At 34.7% G+C, this 18,899-nt stretch carries 11 protein-coding genes and 1 pseudogene; 6 read left to right on the top strand and 6 right to left on the bottom strand.

Annotation, left to right across the window (positions count from 1 at the left end):
- Positions 1-143: 143 nt before the first annotated feature.
- The 4 genes from DN393_RS19875 to map all read right to left on the bottom strand — a co-directional run bounded on the left by DN393_RS19875 (position 144) and on the right by map (position 13,545).
- Positions 144-518, bottom strand: a complete 375-nt coding sequence (locus DN393_RS19875) for a hypothetical protein (protein WP_000738235.1) — start codon at positions 516-518, stop codon at positions 144-146.
- Between the two features lie 147 nt (positions 519-665).
- Positions 666-2,066, bottom strand: coding sequence for a M28 family metallopeptidase (locus DN393_RS19870; RefSeq protein ID WP_149173790.1), 1,401 nt, complete (start codon positions 2,064-2,066; stop codon positions 666-668).
- Positions 2,067-2,554: 488 nt separating this feature from the next.
- On the bottom strand, positions 2,555-11,971 hold the full coding sequence (locus DN393_RS19865; protein ID WP_149173789.1) for a SpaA isopeptide-forming pilin-related protein: 9,417 nt from the start codon (positions 11,969-11,971) through the stop codon (positions 2,555-2,557).
- A gap of 779 nt (positions 11,972-12,750) precedes the next feature.
- Positions 12,751-13,545, bottom strand: a complete 795-nt coding sequence (gene map / locus DN393_RS19860) for a type I methionyl aminopeptidase (protein WP_002096176.1) — start codon at positions 13,543-13,545, stop codon at positions 12,751-12,753.
- Positions 13,546-13,702: 157 nt separating this feature from the next.
- Here map and DN393_RS19855 point away from each other — a divergent pair, with 157 nt between their 5' ends.
- From DN393_RS19855 to DN393_RS19840, 4 genes are read left to right on the top strand one after another with little or no spacing between them, the layout of a single operon-like run.
- Complete coding sequence (locus tag DN393_RS19855) at positions 13,703-14,605, top strand: ABC transporter ATP-binding protein (RefSeq protein ID WP_098101714.1); 903 nt, start codon at positions 13,703-13,705, stop codon at positions 14,603-14,605.
- Positions 14,602-15,336 carry an ABC transporter permease gene (locus DN393_RS19850; RefSeq protein ID WP_064476087.1) on the top strand — a complete coding sequence of 245 codons (735 nt, stop codon included), beginning with the start codon at positions 14,602-14,604 and terminating at the stop codon, positions 15,334-15,336. The genes DN393_RS19855 and DN393_RS19850 overlap by 4 nt, the downstream gene beginning before the upstream one ends.
- The gene (locus DN393_RS19845) at positions 15,337-16,461 is read left to right on the top strand and encodes a sensor histidine kinase (protein ID WP_064476088.1); all 1,125 of its coding nucleotides are present in this window, start codon (positions 15,337-15,339) and stop codon (positions 16,459-16,461) included.
- Positions 16,458-17,060 carry a response regulator transcription factor gene (locus tag DN393_RS19840; RefSeq protein WP_098101712.1) on the top strand — a complete coding sequence of 201 codons (603 nt, stop codon included), beginning with the start codon at positions 16,458-16,460 and terminating at the stop codon, positions 17,058-17,060. Before DN393_RS19845 ends, DN393_RS19840 begins: the two co-directional genes overlap by 4 nt.
- A gap of 12 nt (positions 17,061-17,072) precedes the next feature.
- On the opposite strand, the pseudogene DN393_RS32445 reads toward DN393_RS19840, so the two are convergent.
- Both DN393_RS32445 and DN393_RS32440 read right to left on the bottom strand, forming a co-directional pair.
- A pseudogene (locus DN393_RS32445) lies at positions 17,073-17,390 on the bottom strand (bacillolysin).
- Between the two features lie 56 nt (positions 17,391-17,446).
- Complete coding sequence (locus DN393_RS32440; RefSeq protein ID WP_306461235.1) at positions 17,447-17,617, bottom strand: hypothetical protein; 171 nt, start codon at positions 17,615-17,617, stop codon at positions 17,447-17,449.
- 190 nt (positions 17,618-17,807) lie between these two features.
- Between DN393_RS32440 and plcR the strand changes: the two genes are divergently transcribed.
- Entirely contained in the window at positions 17,808-18,665 is an 858-nt protein-coding gene (gene plcR / locus DN393_RS19825; RefSeq protein ID WP_098101711.1) for a transcriptional regulator PlcR, read from the top strand.
- A gap of 87 nt (positions 18,666-18,752) precedes the next feature.
- The gene (gene papR / locus DN393_RS19820) at positions 18,753-18,899 is read left to right on the top strand and encodes a quorum-sensing peptide PapR (protein ID WP_071724825.1); all 147 of its coding nucleotides are present in this window, start codon (positions 18,753-18,755) and stop codon (positions 18,897-18,899) included.

Below are 18,899 nucleotides of genomic sequence, written 5' to 3'. Positions count from 1 at the left end.
TTTAATGGGCAGTAAGACCCCCACCTCAAAATTCAGCGAAAGCAAAGAATTTAGGTGGGGGATCAACTGCCCATAAAAGTCCGATTGGTTCAACTAATAATCAGTGGTGGATGAAGAAAACCCCCACTGATTAAAGTTTCACTTTATTGGATTGTATACGTAACGGAAAAGCTAACAGGACTATAGTAAACGAAAGGTGCATGAAATTGAACATACATATTTCCATCTGTTTTTGCAGTGAAAATTCGGCCGTAACCATCAGAATAGCGTCCAATAAGGTTATGATTTGAGTCATAAACACTGTAACTAGGAGTTTTACTGTTAGGTTGAATTGTTAGTTCCTGTCCTTTTTGAAGGAAAATAGGTTCTTGTTCAGAACTACTTCCAGTTTGCAAAGAATAAAATTTTGTAAAGCTTTGTTCTTGAGTGGCAGCAGCGACTTTTGTTTCAGGAATAAAAGCGGTAGCGCCAGTAATTCCTGCTAAAGTTAAAGCACTGGCTAAAATCATTTTTTTCATAGTAGAAAAGGCCTCCTTATTAGTTGTAATCATTTTTGTTACACTTAATATTGTATAGGATAATGAGCAGGAGGAAATATGCTTTTATGCATATATATATTTTCTCAATAAAAGACCACTGATAAAAATCAGTGGTCTTTTAAATGATTAAGCAGCTTTCTGTTCAGTTTGAGCAACAGATTTTTGAAGTGTATTATAAACTCCTGTCCCGATAACTTCTAATGCCATTTTCATACGTTCAGGCGAAATGTTTTCTAACACATTATCTTGAGGCGTATGGTATACCTTCTCAATATGATAGATTAATGGATTCCAACTATCGACACCCATCCAAATAAATAGGGCGGCAGGAATACCAACTTCAGCAAATGGTACGTGATCACTAGAGCCGAATTTACCTTGTAGTATGAGGTCATTATTTAATTGTTTACCTGCTTGTAAGGCTGCGTCTGTTACAAGGTTTGGAGAACCGTTAGGGGTCATAGCATATAAATTCTTTGCTTTATCGTAATTTGTTGCAACCATGTCTGCGTTAAAGACACCTAAAATTCGATCGCGTTCTTTTTGGGATAGACTATTAACGTAATAATCGGAGCCAAGTAAGCCAGTCTCTTCAGAACCGAAAGCAATAAAACGAATTTCTTTATCAGTTTCTACATTTTGAAAAGCACGAGCCAGTTCTAATACTAACCCTGTACCAGAAGCATTATCGTTTGCTCCAGGTGCTCCAACGACACTATCATAGTGCGAACTTACAACGACAGCTTTTTCATTACCTGTGCTGTTTTTTGGTTTCTTTTTAGCGATGACATTAAGTGATGTTAAGCTAGATTCATGTCTCGCTTTTAGAGAAAGAAGAGTGGTCCCTTTTTTAGTGATTTCCTCTTTAAATGCATTTCCTTGCGCATAAGCAAGACCAAAGACAGGGATAGACTGCTTTTTCGTTAGGCGGGGATTGAAGGTTTGTCCATAATTTCCACGTCCGCCAATTAAACTGTATAAAAGGACACCTTTTGATCCTTTGCTAACAGCATTTTCAACTTGTTTATTATAGTCTGCGACTGTTATTCCTCTTTCAAACAGAACAATTTTTCCGTTTACTTCATTTGGGATATCCTCTAATTTTGTTCCACCTTGAACAAAGATAAGAGGAGCTGTAACAGCTTCTGTAGAAATTAGTGCGTTAGGGGCAGCGCCGACTTGCCAATTACGTTTTGTGGATAATGGTGATTCAATAAATCCAACGTATTGATCCGGCACTTGAAATGGTTGATATTCTACTTCATAGCCCATTGATTTAAGCTGCATACCAACGTAGCGAGAAGCCCATTCTTCTGATTTCGTCCCACCAGGGCGAGGACCAATTGTTTCGGATAAGAAACGGATGTGTTCGATGGCGCGGCTTGCATCAACTTGTTTTGTGATAGGTGAAGTCTGTGTGATTTCTGACGTGGAATCAGCTTTGGCTTGTCCAATTGGAGCTAAGCTAACAGCGAGTGATACAGCAAGCAAAGAGCTTACTATTTTTTGTTTCAAAGATTTTTTCATTTTTTCCTCTCCTATTCTTCTATTCTCTCTGACTGACAAAAGAAGACGGATAATGACTTTATTTTATCTTTATCTTTTTTATTTTTCAATATTCTGACATTGATAAATAAAAAACTCTATATGCATATTTGCATATTTTTGACGGAGATATGTATGCTATCATTTTAAATGAAGGTTCGCTTTCTGATTGGAAAGCTCCTACATTGCATGAATCTAGTGTACCCAAACTTTAGATTATGTAGAGAAAAGAATCCTATAGGGTTTCTTTTCTCATGTTTGAATCATGTGATGATAAATATGTTTCCGCATTTCATACTTATTATCAGTGATATATGTAAGGCATCCATATGAAAATACGAGGCTGTTCAAAGGTTTTCCGTACTTTTGGGCAGCCTCACCCCGTTAAAAGGACGATACTCTATGTATCGTCCTTTTTTGCATAAAAAAACACCTAATCAAATGTTCATTTGATTAGGTGTGAAAAACTATTAATAATATTTTTTTTGTTTTGTAGCTAAAATACTTAACAAACCAGCTAGTAGAAGTAAGATGCCTACTGTTTGAGTAGGATCATTTTTGTGACCTGTATTTGGAAGTTCTTTACCCTTATTTCGGTCATCTTGCTGTTTGTTTATTTGTGTTTCAGGGTTTTCTTTTTCTAGTTCTTCAGAAGTTCCTTTACCATGTGTGTCAGGATTTCCTTTTTCTAGTTCTTCGGAAGTTTCTTTACCATGTGTGTCAGGATTTCCTTTTTCTAGTTCTTCAGAAGTTTCTTTACCTGTTTCCTCTTCTTTATTAGGAGGAGTAATCGGTTTATCATCTCCACCTGATGAAGAATCGATTTTTTTATTTGAAACTGTAATTTGTAGTGGTGTAGCTTGAGCTTTTTCAATTGTAAAGTTTATTGGTGATGCATTTAATTGATAGCCTGTAGGAGCCTTTGTTTCCACTAATTGATAATTACCAGGTTTCAAATCATTTACGATTAATTTACCATGCCCGTCTGTTTGTAGACCTTCTCGTACTACTTTTCCGTCGTGATCTAAAATATTGAAAATGGCACCTTCAAGTGTTCCATGGTGATCAATATCAATTTTAGTTAACTCCATTGAACCTGTTGTTAAACTATTTAAAGCTGTAACAGAAGTAACTTGAGATTGTCCTTTCGTAATTGTGAAAGGAATTGGCTTAGCACTTAAATCGTATCCAGTAGGGGCTTTCGTTTCAATAAACTGATAGTCCCCAGGACGTAAATCAGAAACAGAAATTTTTCCATCTTTATCAGTAGTTAAATTAGAACGAACGTCGTGCCCGTTCATATCGACGATTTTAAATACTGCATCTTTAAGGACAGAACCGTCAACGTCATCCACTTTAGAAAGTTCAACCGCGCCTTTCGTTAAGCTATTCGTAGCAGTAACGGAAGCGATTTTTTCTTGTCCTTTTTTAACTGTGAACTTAATAGGTGTTTCGTTTAAGTCATAGTGATTAGGAGCCTTTGTTTCGATAAACTCATAGTCTCCTGGTGGTAATTCATCCACAACTAAACGGCCGTTTTTATCAGTAGTTAAATCAGTACGGACGTCGTGTCCATCCTTATTAACAATTTTAAATACTGCACCTTCAAGTGTTGTATTTTCTTCAATATCGTCAACTTTAATTAACTCCACACTACCTTTCGTTAAGCTGTTAGTAGCTGTAACGAAGACATGTTTTGTTTGACTTCTTTCAATTGTGAACTTAATTGGATCTTCATTTAATTCATAATGTTTCGGAGCTTTCGTTTCAATAAATTGATAGTCTCCAGGTTGTAAGTCTTTAGCGATGATTTTTCCGTCTTTATTGGTAACTAAATTCGTACGAATGTCGTTACCGTTCATATCAGTAATTTTAAATACCGCACCTTCCAGCGTTTCTTTCGCATCTAAAGAGTCAACTTTCGTTAATTCCACGCCACCCTTAGTTAAGCCATTTTTAGCAGTAACAGAAATATGAGTTGGCTGGCTTTTCTCGATAGTGAAAGGAATCGGCTTTTTATTTAAATCATAATCTTTTGGAGCTTTCGTTTCAACGAATTGATAATCTCCTGGACGTAAATTAAAAGCAGAAACTGTCCCGTCTTTATCAGTAGTTAAATCCGTGCGAACAACTTTACCTTTCGCATCAATGATGTTAAATACCGCATCAGAAAGTTTTGTGTCTGGATTTATATCATCAACTTTAATTAACTCTACCGCACCTTCAATTAAGCTGTTAGTGGCAGTGACTTGTAGCTTCTCTGCTTGGCTTTTCTTAATTGTAAATTTAAGCGGTGTACTGTCTAATTTATAATGTTCAGGAGCTTTCGTTTCAATAAACTGATAGTCCCCTGGACGTAAATCAGGAACAGAGATTTTTCCATGTACATCTGTTGTAAGCTCAGTGCGAATGTCATTACCATTCATATCAGTAATTTTAAATATCGCATCTTTAAGAGCGGTACCATCAACATCATCCACTTTAGAAAGCTCCACAGTGCCTTTCGTTAAGCTATTTGTAGCTGTAACAGAGATAGGCTCAGCTTGGCTCTTTGTGATTGTGAATGGAATTGGCTCTTTGTTTAAATCGTAGTGTTTCGGAGCCGTTGTCTCGATGAATTGATAATCACCCGGACGTAAGTCAGAAACGCTAATTTTACCTCTTGAATTTGTAGTAAGCTTCTCGCGAATTACAGTACCCTTCATATCAACAATGTTAAATACTGCGCCTTCAAGAGTAGTACCATCGACGTCGTCCACTTTAGTAAGGTCCACGCCGCCTTTTGTTAAACTATTTTTCATAGTAATAGTAGCAATATCTTTCTGGCTTTTTTCAACTGTAACTACAATTGGCTTTTTGTCTAAATCATAATGTTTAGGAGCCGTTGTTTCGACAAATTGATACGTACCAGGACGTAAGTTTTCAACAATGATTTTTCCTTCACTGTTCGTTTTTAAATCCGTTTTAAGTACTTTCCCGTTTTGATCTAGTAAATTAAACACAGCATCGGCAAGTTTTGTTTGATCGTTTAAATCATCAACTTTAATTAATTCGATACTACCTTGTTTTAAACTATTTTTAGCAGTTAAAGAAATAGTTTTTTTCTGTCCTTTTTCAATAGTGAAATTGATTGGTGTTTCATCTAAAACGTAATGCTTAGGAGCTTTCGTTTCGATGAATTGGTAATCACCAGGACGTAGGTCGTTAATTTCGATCTTCCCTTTACCATTTGTAACAAGGCCTTTATGAATTACAGTACCCTTCATATCAACAATGTTAAATACTGCGCCTTCAAGTTTGGTGTCATCGATGTCATCTACTTTAGAAAGTTCCACTGCACCTTTTGTTAGAGCGTTTTTAGCCGTAACGTGAAGAGTTTCAGTTTGGCTTTTCTTAATTGTAAATTCAATCGGTGTTTTATCTAAATCGTAATGTTCAGGAGCAATTGTTTCAACGAATTGATACGTACCAGGACGTAGATTTTCAACAACAATTTTACCTTCATCATTTGTTTTTAAGCCTTCTTCAACTAGCTCTCCGTCTGCATCTAATAAATTAAATACGGCGTTAGCAAGTTTTGTATTTATATCAATATCGTCAATCTTTGTTAGTTCAACGCTACCTTTTTTCAAAGCATTTTTACCTGTAACATTGATCTCTTTCGTTTGACTTCTTTCAATTGTAAATGGAATTTGTGTTTCTTCTAATACATAGTGCTCAGGAGCTTTTGTTTCAATGAACTGATAGTCTCCAGGGCGTAAATCAGAAACAGAAATTTTTCCATTTTTATCTGTAACAAGATTCGTATGAACTTCCTTACCGTCCATATCAACAATCTTAAAGATTGCACCTTCGAGCATCGTACGATCGATGGCATCGATTTTTGTTAATGTTACTGCACCTTTCTTTAAACTGTTAGTAGCAGTAACAGTAATATTCTCTTTTTGACTTTTTTCGATAGTGAACGGAATAGGCTCTTTGCTTAAGGTATAGTCTTTTGGAGCTTTTACTTCAACAAATTGATAGTCTCCAGGACGTAAATCAGAAGCAGTAATTTTACCGTTTTTATCAGTCGTTAAACCTTTGCGAATTACCTTTTTAGTATCATGAGCGTCAACGATTATAAATTCTGCACCTTCAAGAGTAGTGCCATCAACATCATCAACTTTTGTTAAAGTGACGCCACCTGTAAGTAAACTGTTTTTTACAGTAACAGGGATAGGAAGATCTTCCTTACTACCTTTTTTAATTGTGAACTTAATAGGTGTTTGATCTAATTTATAATGTTCAGGAGCTTTCACTTCAATAAATTGATAATCACCTGGTGCTAAATCAGGGATGACTAATACTCCGTGTGCATCTGTTGTTAAATCTTTCATAATTTCTTTGCCAGTTGCGTCTTGTAATGTGAATACAGCGCCAGCAAGAGCTTTTGCGCTCTCCATGTCATCTTCTTTAATTAATTTGACCTTTCCTTTCGTCAAACTATTTTTGAAAGTAATAGGGATGAGTTTTTGTTGACTCTTTTCAATCGTAAATTCGATTGGCTCTTCATTTACATCGTAATAAGTAGGAGCCTTCGTCTCGATTAGCTTATAATTACCCGGACGTAAGTCTTGTACTACTAATTTACCGTCTTTATCAGTAGTAAGTTCCGTACGAACATCCTCACCTTTGTCATTAACAATTTTAAATACTGCACCTTCAAGGGTTTCCTTAGCATTTACAGAATCAACTTTTGTTAATTCAATACCGCCTTTTATTAAGCTATTAGTAGCTGTAACGTTAATAGCAGTCGATTGGCTCTCCTTAATTGTAAATTCAATCGGTGTTTTATTTAAGGTATAATGCTCAGGAGCTTTCATTTCGATAAATTTATAGTTACCTGGACGTAAACCAGTAGCAATAATTTTACCTTCCTGATTCGTAACTAATTCTGTACGGACATCTTCATTTTTGTTATTAACAATTTTGAATACGGCACCTATAAGTGCAGTGCCATCAGTATCATCGAGTTTTGTTAGTTCAACATCGCCTGGTAATAGACCATTTTCAGCTGTAATAACAATCGGTGTTTTTTGACCTTTCTCAATTGTAAATTCAATTGGTGTTGATCGCAGTTCATAATGTTCAGGAGCTTTCGTTTCAATAAATTTGTATTTGCCTGGACGTAAGTCAGAAGCTTTAACAGTTCCGTTTGTATCGGTAGTTAATTCTGTACGAACGTCTTCGTTCTTATCATTCACGATTTTGAACATAGCTCCAGCAAGAAGAGTCTTTTTATCAAATTCGTCGACTTTTAATAGCTCAACAGCACCTGTTGTTAAACTGTTTTTTGCAGTAATTGAGATAATGCTTGTTTGACTTTTCTCAATTGTAAACGGAATTGGTTCTTTATTTAAGTCATAGTATTTAGGTGGTGTTGTTTCAATAAATTGATAATCACCAGGATCTAAATCTTTAACGGTCAAAGTTCCATCTTTTTCTGTTTTTAAGTTTGTACGGACATCTTCATTTTTGTCGTTAACAATTTTGAATACCGCACCTTCAAGGGAAGTGCCATCAATATCATCCACTTTTGTTAACGTAACGCCACCTTTAATTAAAGCGTTTTTTGCTGTAATAGAAGCGGCTGTAGTTTGGCTTTTTTCTATTTCAAATAGAATAGGCGTTTTGTCTAATTCATAATGCTCAGGAGCTTTTGTTTCGACAAACTGGTATTTACCCGGACGTAAATCTTTTGCTTCTATTTGTCCATGTTCATTTGTTGTTAATTTCTCATATCCAGGAATATTTTTTCCGTTGCGATCCTGAACAGTAAACTCTGCCCCTGCTAAAGTTTTATTATAATTATCCACTTTTGTTAAAAGAGCAGATCCTTTAGTTAAAATATTTGTCGCAGTTCGGTTTACTACTGTTGTTTGATCTTCAGAGATAGTAAACGGAATAAGTTTACTATCTAATTGATAATGCTCAGGAGCCTTCGTTTCTTGTAAGTAGTAAGTTCCTGGTTTTAGTTTATCTATAATAATTTGTCCGTTATTATTTGTTGTTAATTCTTCATGTTCTGGAATTACTTTTTTGTCTTTATCTAGTAGTGTGAAAACGGCGCCTTGTAGTGTTGCGTTTTTGTTCAGGTCATCAGATTTTGTTAAAACTACTTTCCCGACAAACTTCTTATTTGCAAGTTTATATGTTGTAGTCTCTTGTGTACCAAGTTCAACAATTTTCCCTTGTTTTAAATCCCAGCTAATTACATAGCCTTCAGGAGCCTTTGTTTCTTTTAATAAATATTTATCGCGTTTTAAATTATTAAATTTAGCGATACCGTCTTTGTCTGTTGTAATTTTACGGATAACAGTTTTACCTGTACGATCGTATAAAGTAAATTCTGTCCCAGCTAATAGTACGTTCTTATTGTCGTTATCTACCTTTATAATTTCAAGGTTTCCACGACCTTTGGTAGCAGATCCTCCGCCTGAACCAGAAGACATTCTCACTTCAATCGTTTCAGTAGTTTCTGTGTTTTTAACTGTCAACTTATTGCCTGTGATTTTCGCTTTATTACTTACTTTCTCTTTATCGTCTGCATTAATAAGTGAGCGATATTCTAAAATATAAGCTCGATCAATTTTTTTCAAGAAGGCAATTTCGAAATGTTGCTTTCCAGTATTATTGTCTGTTGTTATTTTGAGTTTATAGTCTGTTCCTTCTTTTAATTCGTTTACTGTATCTTTTGTTAAATTTCCATATGGATCAACAGTTGTAGGATATAAGTGGAATGAATCTTCTACAATTACCTGATTTTCGGTTGGGTCATCTGTTACAACCGCATCTGCAATGGTTGATTGGCTTTCGTTAATTGCGATACTCCAATTAATATAGTTGTCGTCTTGCACAGCTTTTTTAGTAACGAAGCTGCCACCTTTATTTACTTGAGTGTCACCTGTAAGGGTGTTAACAATTTTAGAGCCATCTTTTAAATCTGCCTCGTTTTTGTAGGTGCCTTGGATAAGTTCACCATCAAGGCTTGTTTTAAAGATAATATAGTAAGGTGAATTAATTGATTGTTTGAAATGAACCTTTAGGGTGTTTTTATTTTTCTCTGTAGGTTCTTCAAGTTCATATTTCTCAGTTGGTACAGCATTACCAGGTTGTGCATTATCAGGATTTCCATTTAAAATCATATCGCGCACTTCAATGGATCCAGGAACTAACTTTTGTTTATCTTGTATTACGTCTATAACATAAGGATCTTTAATCTCAACATTATTATAGTTAAAGCCTATTATCCAAGTAATTTCCTTCGTTTGGGCGTTATAAGAACCGTATTTATAACCATTTGCCTTTGTGAAAGTATCAGGATCGAAATTAGCTTCAACTTTATTTGATTGTGGCTTAGAATCCGTATCTATCCAAGATAGGTTACCTGTATTTTTAAATGAAGTTTTACCACTTTCTAGCTTTGTATAATCAAAGTCTGTCGTATATTTTACGACTAGTGTCTTTGTCATATTAGACTGATATGTACCTATAAGAGTAATTTTGAAGCCTTTATCTGTTGCATCTAAAACATAGTCAGTCCCAGCTTGAAGGGTATAATTTCCGTCTTTAATTTCTAGTTTTTTATCTTTTAATTGTAATCCACCATGATCAAAGGTGTCCGTAATGATCGCGTTGTTTAATGGATAGTTGTTATTATTTACTATAATTGTCCAAGTTGTTGTTTTGTCTTTATAATTTGTTTCAGCTTTATTATTAGATTTAATAATATTTTGCTGCTTGAAGCTAGCTTCATTTTCTTTACTTGAATCATTATCAGCTGTAACTTTATTTTTTACTTTTCCATCTTCTATAACTTTATTAGTTGGCTTGGTTTTATAGGTAATCACATAAGCACTATTAATATCATCATTAAACTGTAAATCGAATCCATTCTTCTTGTTACTTACAGTGTAATTATTAACAGCGTCTCCTGTTACAAGCGTTCCCTTTTCATTATATGAAGCGTTTTTCACAACAATAGAATTTGCATCTAGTTCGTGTGTATCGTCAAAAATATCTTTTAAAATCGCATCTGCTTTTTTGATTTCTCTTTGATCACCATTGTAAGTAATTGTCCACTCAATTGTTTGCGTTTTTGGATCATATTTACTTGTTTTATTTAAGTGTGTACCACGAGAAACCGTTACAGTAGAGCTTGCGTTTTGTTGCTTTTGATTATCACTCGTTATCGTAACGTTATTTCGGAAACTTTTAATATTTTCATCAGTAATTTTTGTGGCATATTCGATTTGATATGCTCTATTGATAGAATCTTTAAAAGCAATCTCCAATTTGGATCCATCTGATGAAATAATATTGTAATCTGTTGGCTCAGCTTCTGTACCACGCGTTACATTCCCATTAACATCAACTTCTAAATAATAAACTTTAATAGAATCTTTATTTAAGCTTGTACCTTGTGGGATGTTATCTTTAAAAACAGCATTTTTAAGGGTGTCTTTCGTTTTGTTCATCTCTACTTTCCAATTAATTTCATTTGTATTAATTGGTCTATCAGGTAACCCTTTTTTATTCGTAGCTGTTTGTACATTAGGCTTAAAGTCAACTGTAATAGAAACATCCTTATCTTTAATTGGGAAAGGAATTTCTTGTGTTGTTGTACCTTTAATTTCAGCTTTATTAAATTCTGTCTTTAATTGTAGGTTACCAGCAACATCTGGATGCTCTTCAACATAATCGTTGAATGTCATCGTGACTTTTCCGTCTTTTGTAACAGTAAAATTACCAATTTGATTGTTTTCACTATCATATAAAGGACTGTTAATTGTATTGTAAATCTTAAAATGTTTAGGAAGATCAAAGATATAGTAATCTCCGCTTTTCACATTCATTGATTTTAAAAGCTCCCATGTAAATTCAATATTGGCAGGGGAATCTGTACTTGGACGGTTATCCTCTGTAAATGGTTTTCCGTCTTTATCCGTCAACTTTACACCGGTTAAAATGTTTGTTGTTATTTGCTTTGGACCTGAATTTGTATTTTCAGCAGGGTCGCTTGCTAGCTTTCGTTCTGGATTGTCAGTAGCAATTTTAGCTGCTGGGTTTTGTTCTGGATTATCAGTAACAGGTTTAGTTGCTGTGCTTTGTTCCGGATTATCAGTAACAGGTTTAGTTGCTGTGTTTTGTTCCGGATTGTCAGTAACAGGTTTAGTTGCTGTGTTTTGTTCCGGATTATCAGTAACAGGCTTAGTTGCTGGATCTTGCTCCGGATTGTCAGTAACAGGTTTAGCTACTGGATCTTGCGTTTGTTTATTAGTATCCTGTTTGGTGCCATCTTCTTTAGAGTCTTCTACCTGAACAGGAACTGATATAGGCTGAACCATTGTTCCTAAAGGAAAAGCGATTTGAACTGATTTTTCTCCAGTTTTTAAAGTTGAGTTAAACACGGTATCAACTTTAATTTTTCCTTTAGCGTCTTTCAAATTTTCTACTTGATCATTAAATATTAATTTTAATTTATTATCTTTAGCTGTTATAAAATATTGACCAATATTTTTTTGATCTGTTACTAAATCCCCTTGCAAATCTTTAGATACTTTTAATGCAAGTGGTATTTGAACTACTGCTGTATCATTTGCATGTGCAACTTGTTGATCCTTTATTGACCAAGCGTATTCTAATTGAATGGTTGATCCTATCTTTATTAAGTTGGTAGGATTTTTTGCTTCGTCAATAATATGATTCGTTGCATCTTTCATTTCAACAGTGTCAAATAAGGAATCTCCTGTTAAGGTTTCCGCTTTTACTTGATTGTATGGAAAACTAGCAAGTTGCGAAAATAGTACGAATACAATTAAACATACATTGAAAAGTTTTTTCATTTTTCCTCCTCTGAACATTCATTTGTCCATTGGGGACTTATTCCACATGAACAAATGGAATATTAAAAGTATTTGTTATAAGCTATTTGTTTTTGCTATCCCTCCGTTTCTATACGCGTTCTCAGACAAACTGGATTATGTTCAAAGTAATATTATTTAACGTAAAACAAAATGTATATTTACACAGTTATTTGGAAATATACACAATTCGACAAAAAATGTCGAAAAAAATACTGATATAAAGAATGATATCAGACCTTTATATGTGAGATAGTTTTCATGTATATCTAGTAAAAAAGAATGGTTATAAAGGTAAGTTTTACGATACATACTAACCAAGGTAGTGTATCCCCTTGTGAAGGCTTATTTTTGCCTTAAAGTTATGTGGAAATAAAAATCTAGATAGGGTTGTTTTTGGTCAGAATGAAGACAATATGTACTTTGAAAATAGTCATCTATTTTGTCTAAAGAGAGTTGTACGATTAGTGGACCGAAGTTGAAAGACGATAGTTTCTTACATTGTTAGAGGAATATAAGAATTACAGAATATTCGACTAATCCGTTACTACGGTCATTTTTGATACTGTTTAAACAATAAAAAAGAAGGTGTTTTCCTCCTTAGCTACAATATCTTTTTAGTAAAGATAAGCTGAAGTAACCTTCGCTAAAGATTATATACTTAAATGTTAAAGAGTTCAACAGCAGTTTAACAAATATTTTCCAAAAATTAAAAATGACCGTTTTAGTAGAAAAATTCTAAAAAACGGTCATTTTTAATTTTATATTTCTGTTAAGATTATCGGCTCGCCGCGCGTTACGACAACTGTATGTTCACATTGTGCAACAAGGCTTTTATCAGGTGTAACGAATGTCCAACCATCATCGCCACGTTCGATAATGTGATCAGCTTTCATAGAAATGAATGGTTCTACAGCGATAACAAGACCGTCTTTTAGAAGCGCATTATCCATTGGGTCAAAGTAGCTTAAAATGTGGTTTGGTGCTTCGTGTAAGCTAAGACCAATACCGTGACCAGTTAAGTTTTGAATCACATTATATCCATTTTTATGTGCAAAGTTTGAAACAGCACGACCAATTTGGTTTTGTTTGGAACCAGCTTTCACCTTTTTCATTGCTGCCCAAAATGCATCAACCGCTGCTTGGCAAAGCTTTTCTTTTGCTTCATCTTCTCCAAGTACAAATGAAATACCTGTATCTGCATAATAGCCATCAAGTGCAGCAGATACGTCGACATTTACTAAATCGCCTTCTTTTAATACGCGATCTCCTGGAATACCGTGAGCAACTTCTTCGTTTACACTAATACAAGTTACACCTGGGAAATCATATTCTTTTTCAGGTGCAGAAATAGCACCATGCTCATCTAATACTTTTTTACCGATCAAATCAAGCTCTTTCGTTGTCATACCTGGCTTCGCTTCTTTTTTCATTTCTTCACGTGCAAGTGCAACGATGCGGCCGATTTTTCGTAAGCCTTCTAAATCTTGTTCATTACGAATAATCATGAAAACCACTGTCCTTCCTCGAATATATATCTTACCCGATTGTATCATGTTTATTTTCGTCCTGCTACTCGCTTGCGGTATGTAGGTTGATTCCTCTCATAAGGAATACATGACAATTGTCATATCGATGTCATGACGCATCATACTGTTTCCTAAGTTTTCCAACACATACAATGTAAATATAAGAAACAGCGGGGGTGGAGAGATGGAAAAGATTATAGAAGTAAATGGTGTTTCTAAAACATTTAAATATAAAAAGGCAGTAAATAACGTCTCATTTTATGTGAATAAAGGAGAAATTGTAGCACTACTTGGACCGAATGGTGCAGGGAAAACGACGACGATGTCGATGATGCTTGGATTAAAGGATCCGACGGAAGGAACTGTTTCTATATTTGGAAAGAGTCCCAAGCATAGAGATGTTCGTAATAGCCTCGGTGCGATGCTACAAGAAGTAAGTGTGATTGATAGTATTACAGTAGAAGAGGCAATTGAGTTATTCCGTAGTTATTATACGAATCCGGTAGCGAAAGAAACGTTGCTACAGTTATCAAATTTAAAATCGGAGCGAAAGCAAAGATGTGAGAAATTATCAGGTGGGCAAAAAAGAAGGTTAAACTTTGCACTTGCACTTGCAGGAAATCCTGATTTGTTATTTTTAGATGAGCCGACAGTTGGAATGGATATTACGTCTCGAAGAACGTTTTGGGAAACAATTCGAAAGTTAGCAAGTGAAGGAAAAACAATTATCTTAACAACGCACTATTTAGAAGAAGCGGATGCATTGGCGAATCGCATTTTATTATTTGCGAATGGAAAGATTATCGCAGATGGTACACCAGATGAGATGAAGGCGACGATTTCGCGAAAAACAATCAAGTTTTATTCCAAGGAAAGTATTCCTGCAAAATTACTAAAAGAATTACCAAACGTAACAGAAGTACAGTCAAACGCAGGGCACTTCACTTTAACAACTGAAGATACAGATGCAACTTTAAAAGCGATTTATCAAAAGAACTTACCTGTAACAGATGTTTCAGTTGAACGTGGAAGTCTTGATGAAGCATTTGAACAGTTTGTCGCAAATCAGGAGGAGGGAATCGCATGAGAGCTTTATGGATGCAATGCAAAATAGAAATTTTACGTACGTTTCGTAATAAATTGTTTATCTTTTTCTCATTACTAATGCCAGTTATGTTTTACTACATTTTCACAAATGTTATCCAAGTGCCACAAAACGGAGATGCTTGGAAAGCGCATTATTTAATCTCAATGGCGACATTTAGTATTGTAGGGACGGCACTTTTTAGTTTCGGTGTAAGGATTTCTCAGGAAAAGGGGCAAGGGTGGACACATTTGTTAAAAATTACACCACTTCCAGAGGGGGCATATATAACAGCCAAAATCATCGCTCAAACTGTAGTGAATGCTTTTTCAATCTTAGTTATCTTTATCGCAGGAATATTAATTAATCATGTCGAGTTAACAGTAGGACAATGGGTTGGCGCTGGATTATGGTTGTTGTTAGGTGTAACACCATTTTTAGCGTTAGGAACAGTAATAGGTTCTATTAAAAAGGCAGATGCAGCAGCGGGTTTAGCGAATATTTTAAATATGAGTCTAGCTGTGATTGGCGGGCTATGGATGCCAATTGAAGTATTCCCAAAAATATTAAGAACGATTGGTGAATGGACACCAACATATCACTTCGGGAGCGGTGCATGGGATATTGTAGCTGGGAAATCAGTTGGTTGGGAAAATATCGCGGTATTAGGAGGTTATTTCCTTATATTTGTTGTAGTATCAATATATATAAGAAAAAGACAGGAAGCGGTATAAATGATAGAGAAGAAGAGGATTGAGATTTTTCCGAAACATATGGGTTTCTTCCCGTATATGTGGCTTGTGTATCTAGCATTCCCAATTTATGCACTTGTACAAGAGGAAGGTTCGAGGTTAATGTTTGGGGCTGGTATGCTAATACTGTTTATACTAGCATATCGGCAGTTGTATTTTGTTACAAAAATGTTTGCAATGTGGGCTTGTATGCAAATGATTATTGCTTTAGTATTTAGTTTTTTCTATAGCCCGTATCTTATTTTTTTATGCTTCTTTACATCAAACGCCATAGCGTTCGCACCGACGAAAAAAATATTTCGTATATTATTGGGCCTATTAGTTGTAACGCTTATAACATTTGTATATGGTGCGGGTTTTTCATTTACAAGCTTTATAAATACTGTCCCGATGCTTATTTTGATGCTTGTTGCGCCTTTTGGTATGCGTAATTTTAATCAAAAAAAGATATTAAGAAATCAATTAAACGAAGCAAACGAGCAAATTAAAGACTTAGTAAAACGTGAAGAACGGCAGCGGATTGCAAGAGATCTTCATGATACGTTAGGGCATACGTTATCACTCATTACTTTAAAAAGTCAGCTCGTGGAAAAGTTAATTGTAAAAAATCCGGAGCGTGCAAGTGTGGAAGCAAAGGAAATTACACAAACATCTCGTACCGCTTTAAAGCAGTTAAGGGAATTAATTTCTGATATGCGTATGATTACAGTGGAAGAAGAGCTTGAGCAAATAAAAGCGATCTTACAAGCTGCTACTATTGAATTAGCAATAAAACAAGAAACGAATGCAAGTTCGTTATCACCCATTGAACAAAATATTTTAGGAATGTGTTTACGTGAGGCTGTGACAAATGTTGTAAAGCATAGTCAGGCGACGCGTTGTACAGTTTCTGTACTAGAATCACAAGGTGAATTAATTTTGACAGTAGAAGATAATGGAATTGGTTTAGCGGATCAAAACCATGATGGAAATGGCATTCGTGGTATGAAAGAGCGCATCGCTCTTATTGATGGGTTTGTTGAACTGGGCACAATCAATCCAGGGACACTATTAATAGTAAAAGTACCAGTTGTCATTAGAACAGGAAAAGATGAGGTGAGGGCATGATTCGAATTATTATTGCAGAAGATCAGCGGATGCTTCGTGGTGCATTAGGGGCCCTACTTGATCTAGAAGATGATATTGAAGTAATTGGACAAGCTGCCAATGGGGAAGAAGCGTTAAAACTAATTGAATCGCTACAACCTGATGTAAGCATTATGGATATTGAAATGCCAATTCAAACCGGATTAGATGTTGCGGAAACGTTACAGAAAGAAAAATCAGCATGCAAAGTAATGATTTTAACAACATTTGCACGCCCTGGATATTTTGAACGAGCAATGAAAGCTGGCGTGCACGGATATTTATTAAAAGATAGCCCAAGTGAAGATTTAGCTGCATCGATTCGTAATGTAATGAAAGGAAAGCGAGAGATCTCTCAAGATTTAATGTTCGGCTTATGGCAGGAGCAAAATCCGTTATCAGATCGTGAAAAAGAAGTATTGCTACTTGCGAAAGAAGGAAAGACGGCAAATGAAATTGCGAAGGCACTTTATCTTTCGCCTGGTACAGTACGTAATTATATTTCTGAAGTATTAACGAAGCTAGATGCGAAAAATAGAATTGAGGCAATTACAATTGCGGAAGAAAAGGGATGGATATGAAAAGAAGTTTACCTATGAGTGGTAAACTTCTTTTTTCTTATAAACAACGGTTTCGTTAGAGAATTCTGTCTCAGTCGCATCGCTCGGAATTTAAAGTATATCGCGTAATTTAGATTTTACTTCATTTTTCGACAAAAAATTTGTTATAGTAAGATTAGGTTGTTGGTCTAAACTTTGGACAACTTTACCACTAACAGTTGTAATTACTCCATTTTTATCTACTTTTACAATAAGATCTTGGCCATATACTTTATAATTTTTGTAAGTTTGTGCAAGGCGAACTTCGGTTTGATTTTCTTTTGTTTTTTTATTTGTAGGTTGAAAATCAATATTTTTTTCAGTTGTAACTTGCTCTTGTTGAGCTTTAGCCCCGTTTACCTCACCTTTTAAATATTTTTAGCAATATTCTCTTTCGAATCACTTTGAGGTTCTGTTAATTTTCCAATTGTTAAACCAGGCTGAGCAATTTCAACTTTTACTTCATTTCTGTCTAATTCTTGGGTGTGAATAGCTTCTGCAGATAAAGGATAAAGAAGACCGAATGTAAAGAAAAGCACGGGCAAGTTTTCTATAATTTATCTATAAAACTTTTAATCTATTATTGTATGTGAGATGAATTTTATGAAAAATTTGCCGAATTTTATATATATTATGCATTATTTCATATCAAAAATTGTCGAATTCACATTATTGTAGTGGTATGACAACTCAAAAAATTAGATTGTTATAATGGGATGGTGAGTAAGTATGCACGCAGAAAAACTAGGAAGTGAAATTAAAAAAATTAGGGTAATGAGGGGATTAACACAAAAACAGTTATCCGAGAACATATGTCATCAATCGGAAGTGAGCCGAATTGAATCGGGCGCAGTATACCCAAGTATGGATATATTGCAAGGTATTGCAGCAAAGTTACAAGTTCCCATTATTCATTTTTATGAGGTACTCATTTATTCTGATATTGAGAGGAATAAGCAGTTAAAAGATCGAATTATTATGCTTTGTAAGCAAAAGAAATATAAAGAAATTTATAATAAAGTATGGAATGAGTTGAAAAAGGAAGAATATCATCCCGAGCTTCAGCAATTTCTTCAATGGCAATATTATGTCGCTGCCTACATATTGAAAAAAATCGATTACGAATATTGTATTTTAGAATTAAAGAAATTGCTTAATCAACAATTGGCAGGGATAGATGTATATCAGAACCTTTATATTGAAAACGCAATTGCAAATATTTACGCTGAAAATGGCTATTTTAAGAAGAGTATTGAGTTATTTGAAAATATATTAAAACAATTAGAGGCATTACATGATAATAAAGAGTTTGATGTGAAGGTGAGACATAATCATGCAAAAGCATTATACTTAGACAATCAATACGAAGAAGCGCTTTGTCACGCAAATAAAGCCATTGAACTATCGTGCCAAATTAATAGTATGACATTGATTGGACAGTTATACTATCGAAAAGGTGAATGCCTAGAAAAGCTAGAGTGTGATAGAGCAGAAATTGAAGATGCTTACGAAAAAGCGTGCTTCTTTTTCGATATATTAGGAAACCATGCGTTAAAAGAATCAATTATAAAAAAAATGAAGAAATAAAAAATCCAAAAAATAAATATGCATAATTGCATAAAATGTGGATAAATTTTCATGATATATTTAAAGAAAAAATGTGGGTGATGGAATATGAAGAAACTACTTATTGGTAGTCTATTAACGTTAGCGATGGCATGGGGTATTTCATTAGGAGATACAGTTTTAGAGAAAAATCAAGTAATTTCTCATAATGATCAAGAGATACAATTAGCTTCAGATGTACCTTTTGAGTACTAA

This window comes from Bacillus sp. BPN334 (assembly GCF_008368885.1).
GTDB lineage: Bacteria > Bacillota > Bacilli > Bacillales > Bacillaceae_G > Bacillus_A > Bacillus_A wiedmannii.
This window is presented reverse-complemented; position numbering and strand designations above follow the sequence as displayed.

Coding starts and splice junctions, on each gene's coding strand:
- DN393_RS19840 (WP_098101712.1), top strand. CDS start 16,458: ATGATTCGAATTATTATTGCAGAAGATCAGCGGATGCTTCGTGGTGCA.
- DN393_RS19855 (WP_098101714.1), top strand. CDS start 13,703: ATGGAAAAGATTATAGAAGTAAATGGTGTTTCTAAAACATTTAAATAT.
- plcR (WP_098101711.1), top strand. CDS start 17,808: ATGCACGCAGAAAAACTAGGAAGTGAAATTAAAAAAATTAGGGTAATG.
- DN393_RS19865 (WP_149173789.1), bottom strand. CDS start 11,971: ATGAAAAAACTTTTCAATGTATGTTTAATTGTATTCGTACTATTTTCG.
- DN393_RS19875 (WP_000738235.1), bottom strand. CDS start 518: ATGAAAAAAATGATTTTAGCCAGTGCTTTAACTTTAGCAGGAATTACT.
- DN393_RS19845 (WP_064476088.1), top strand. CDS start 15,337: ATGATAGAGAAGAAGAGGATTGAGATTTTTCCGAAACATATGGGTTTC.
- DN393_RS19870 (WP_149173790.1), bottom strand. CDS start 2,066: ATGAAAAAATCTTTGAAACAAAAAATAGTAAGCTCTTTGCTTGCTGTA.
- DN393_RS19850 (WP_064476087.1), top strand. CDS start 14,602: ATGAGAGCTTTATGGATGCAATGCAAAATAGAAATTTTACGTACGTTT.
- map (WP_002096176.1), bottom strand. CDS start 13,545: ATGATACAATCGGGTAAGATATATATTCGAGGAAGGACAGTGGTTTTC.
- papR (WP_071724825.1), top strand. CDS start 18,753: ATGAAGAAACTACTTATTGGTAGTCTATTAACGTTAGCGATGGCATGG.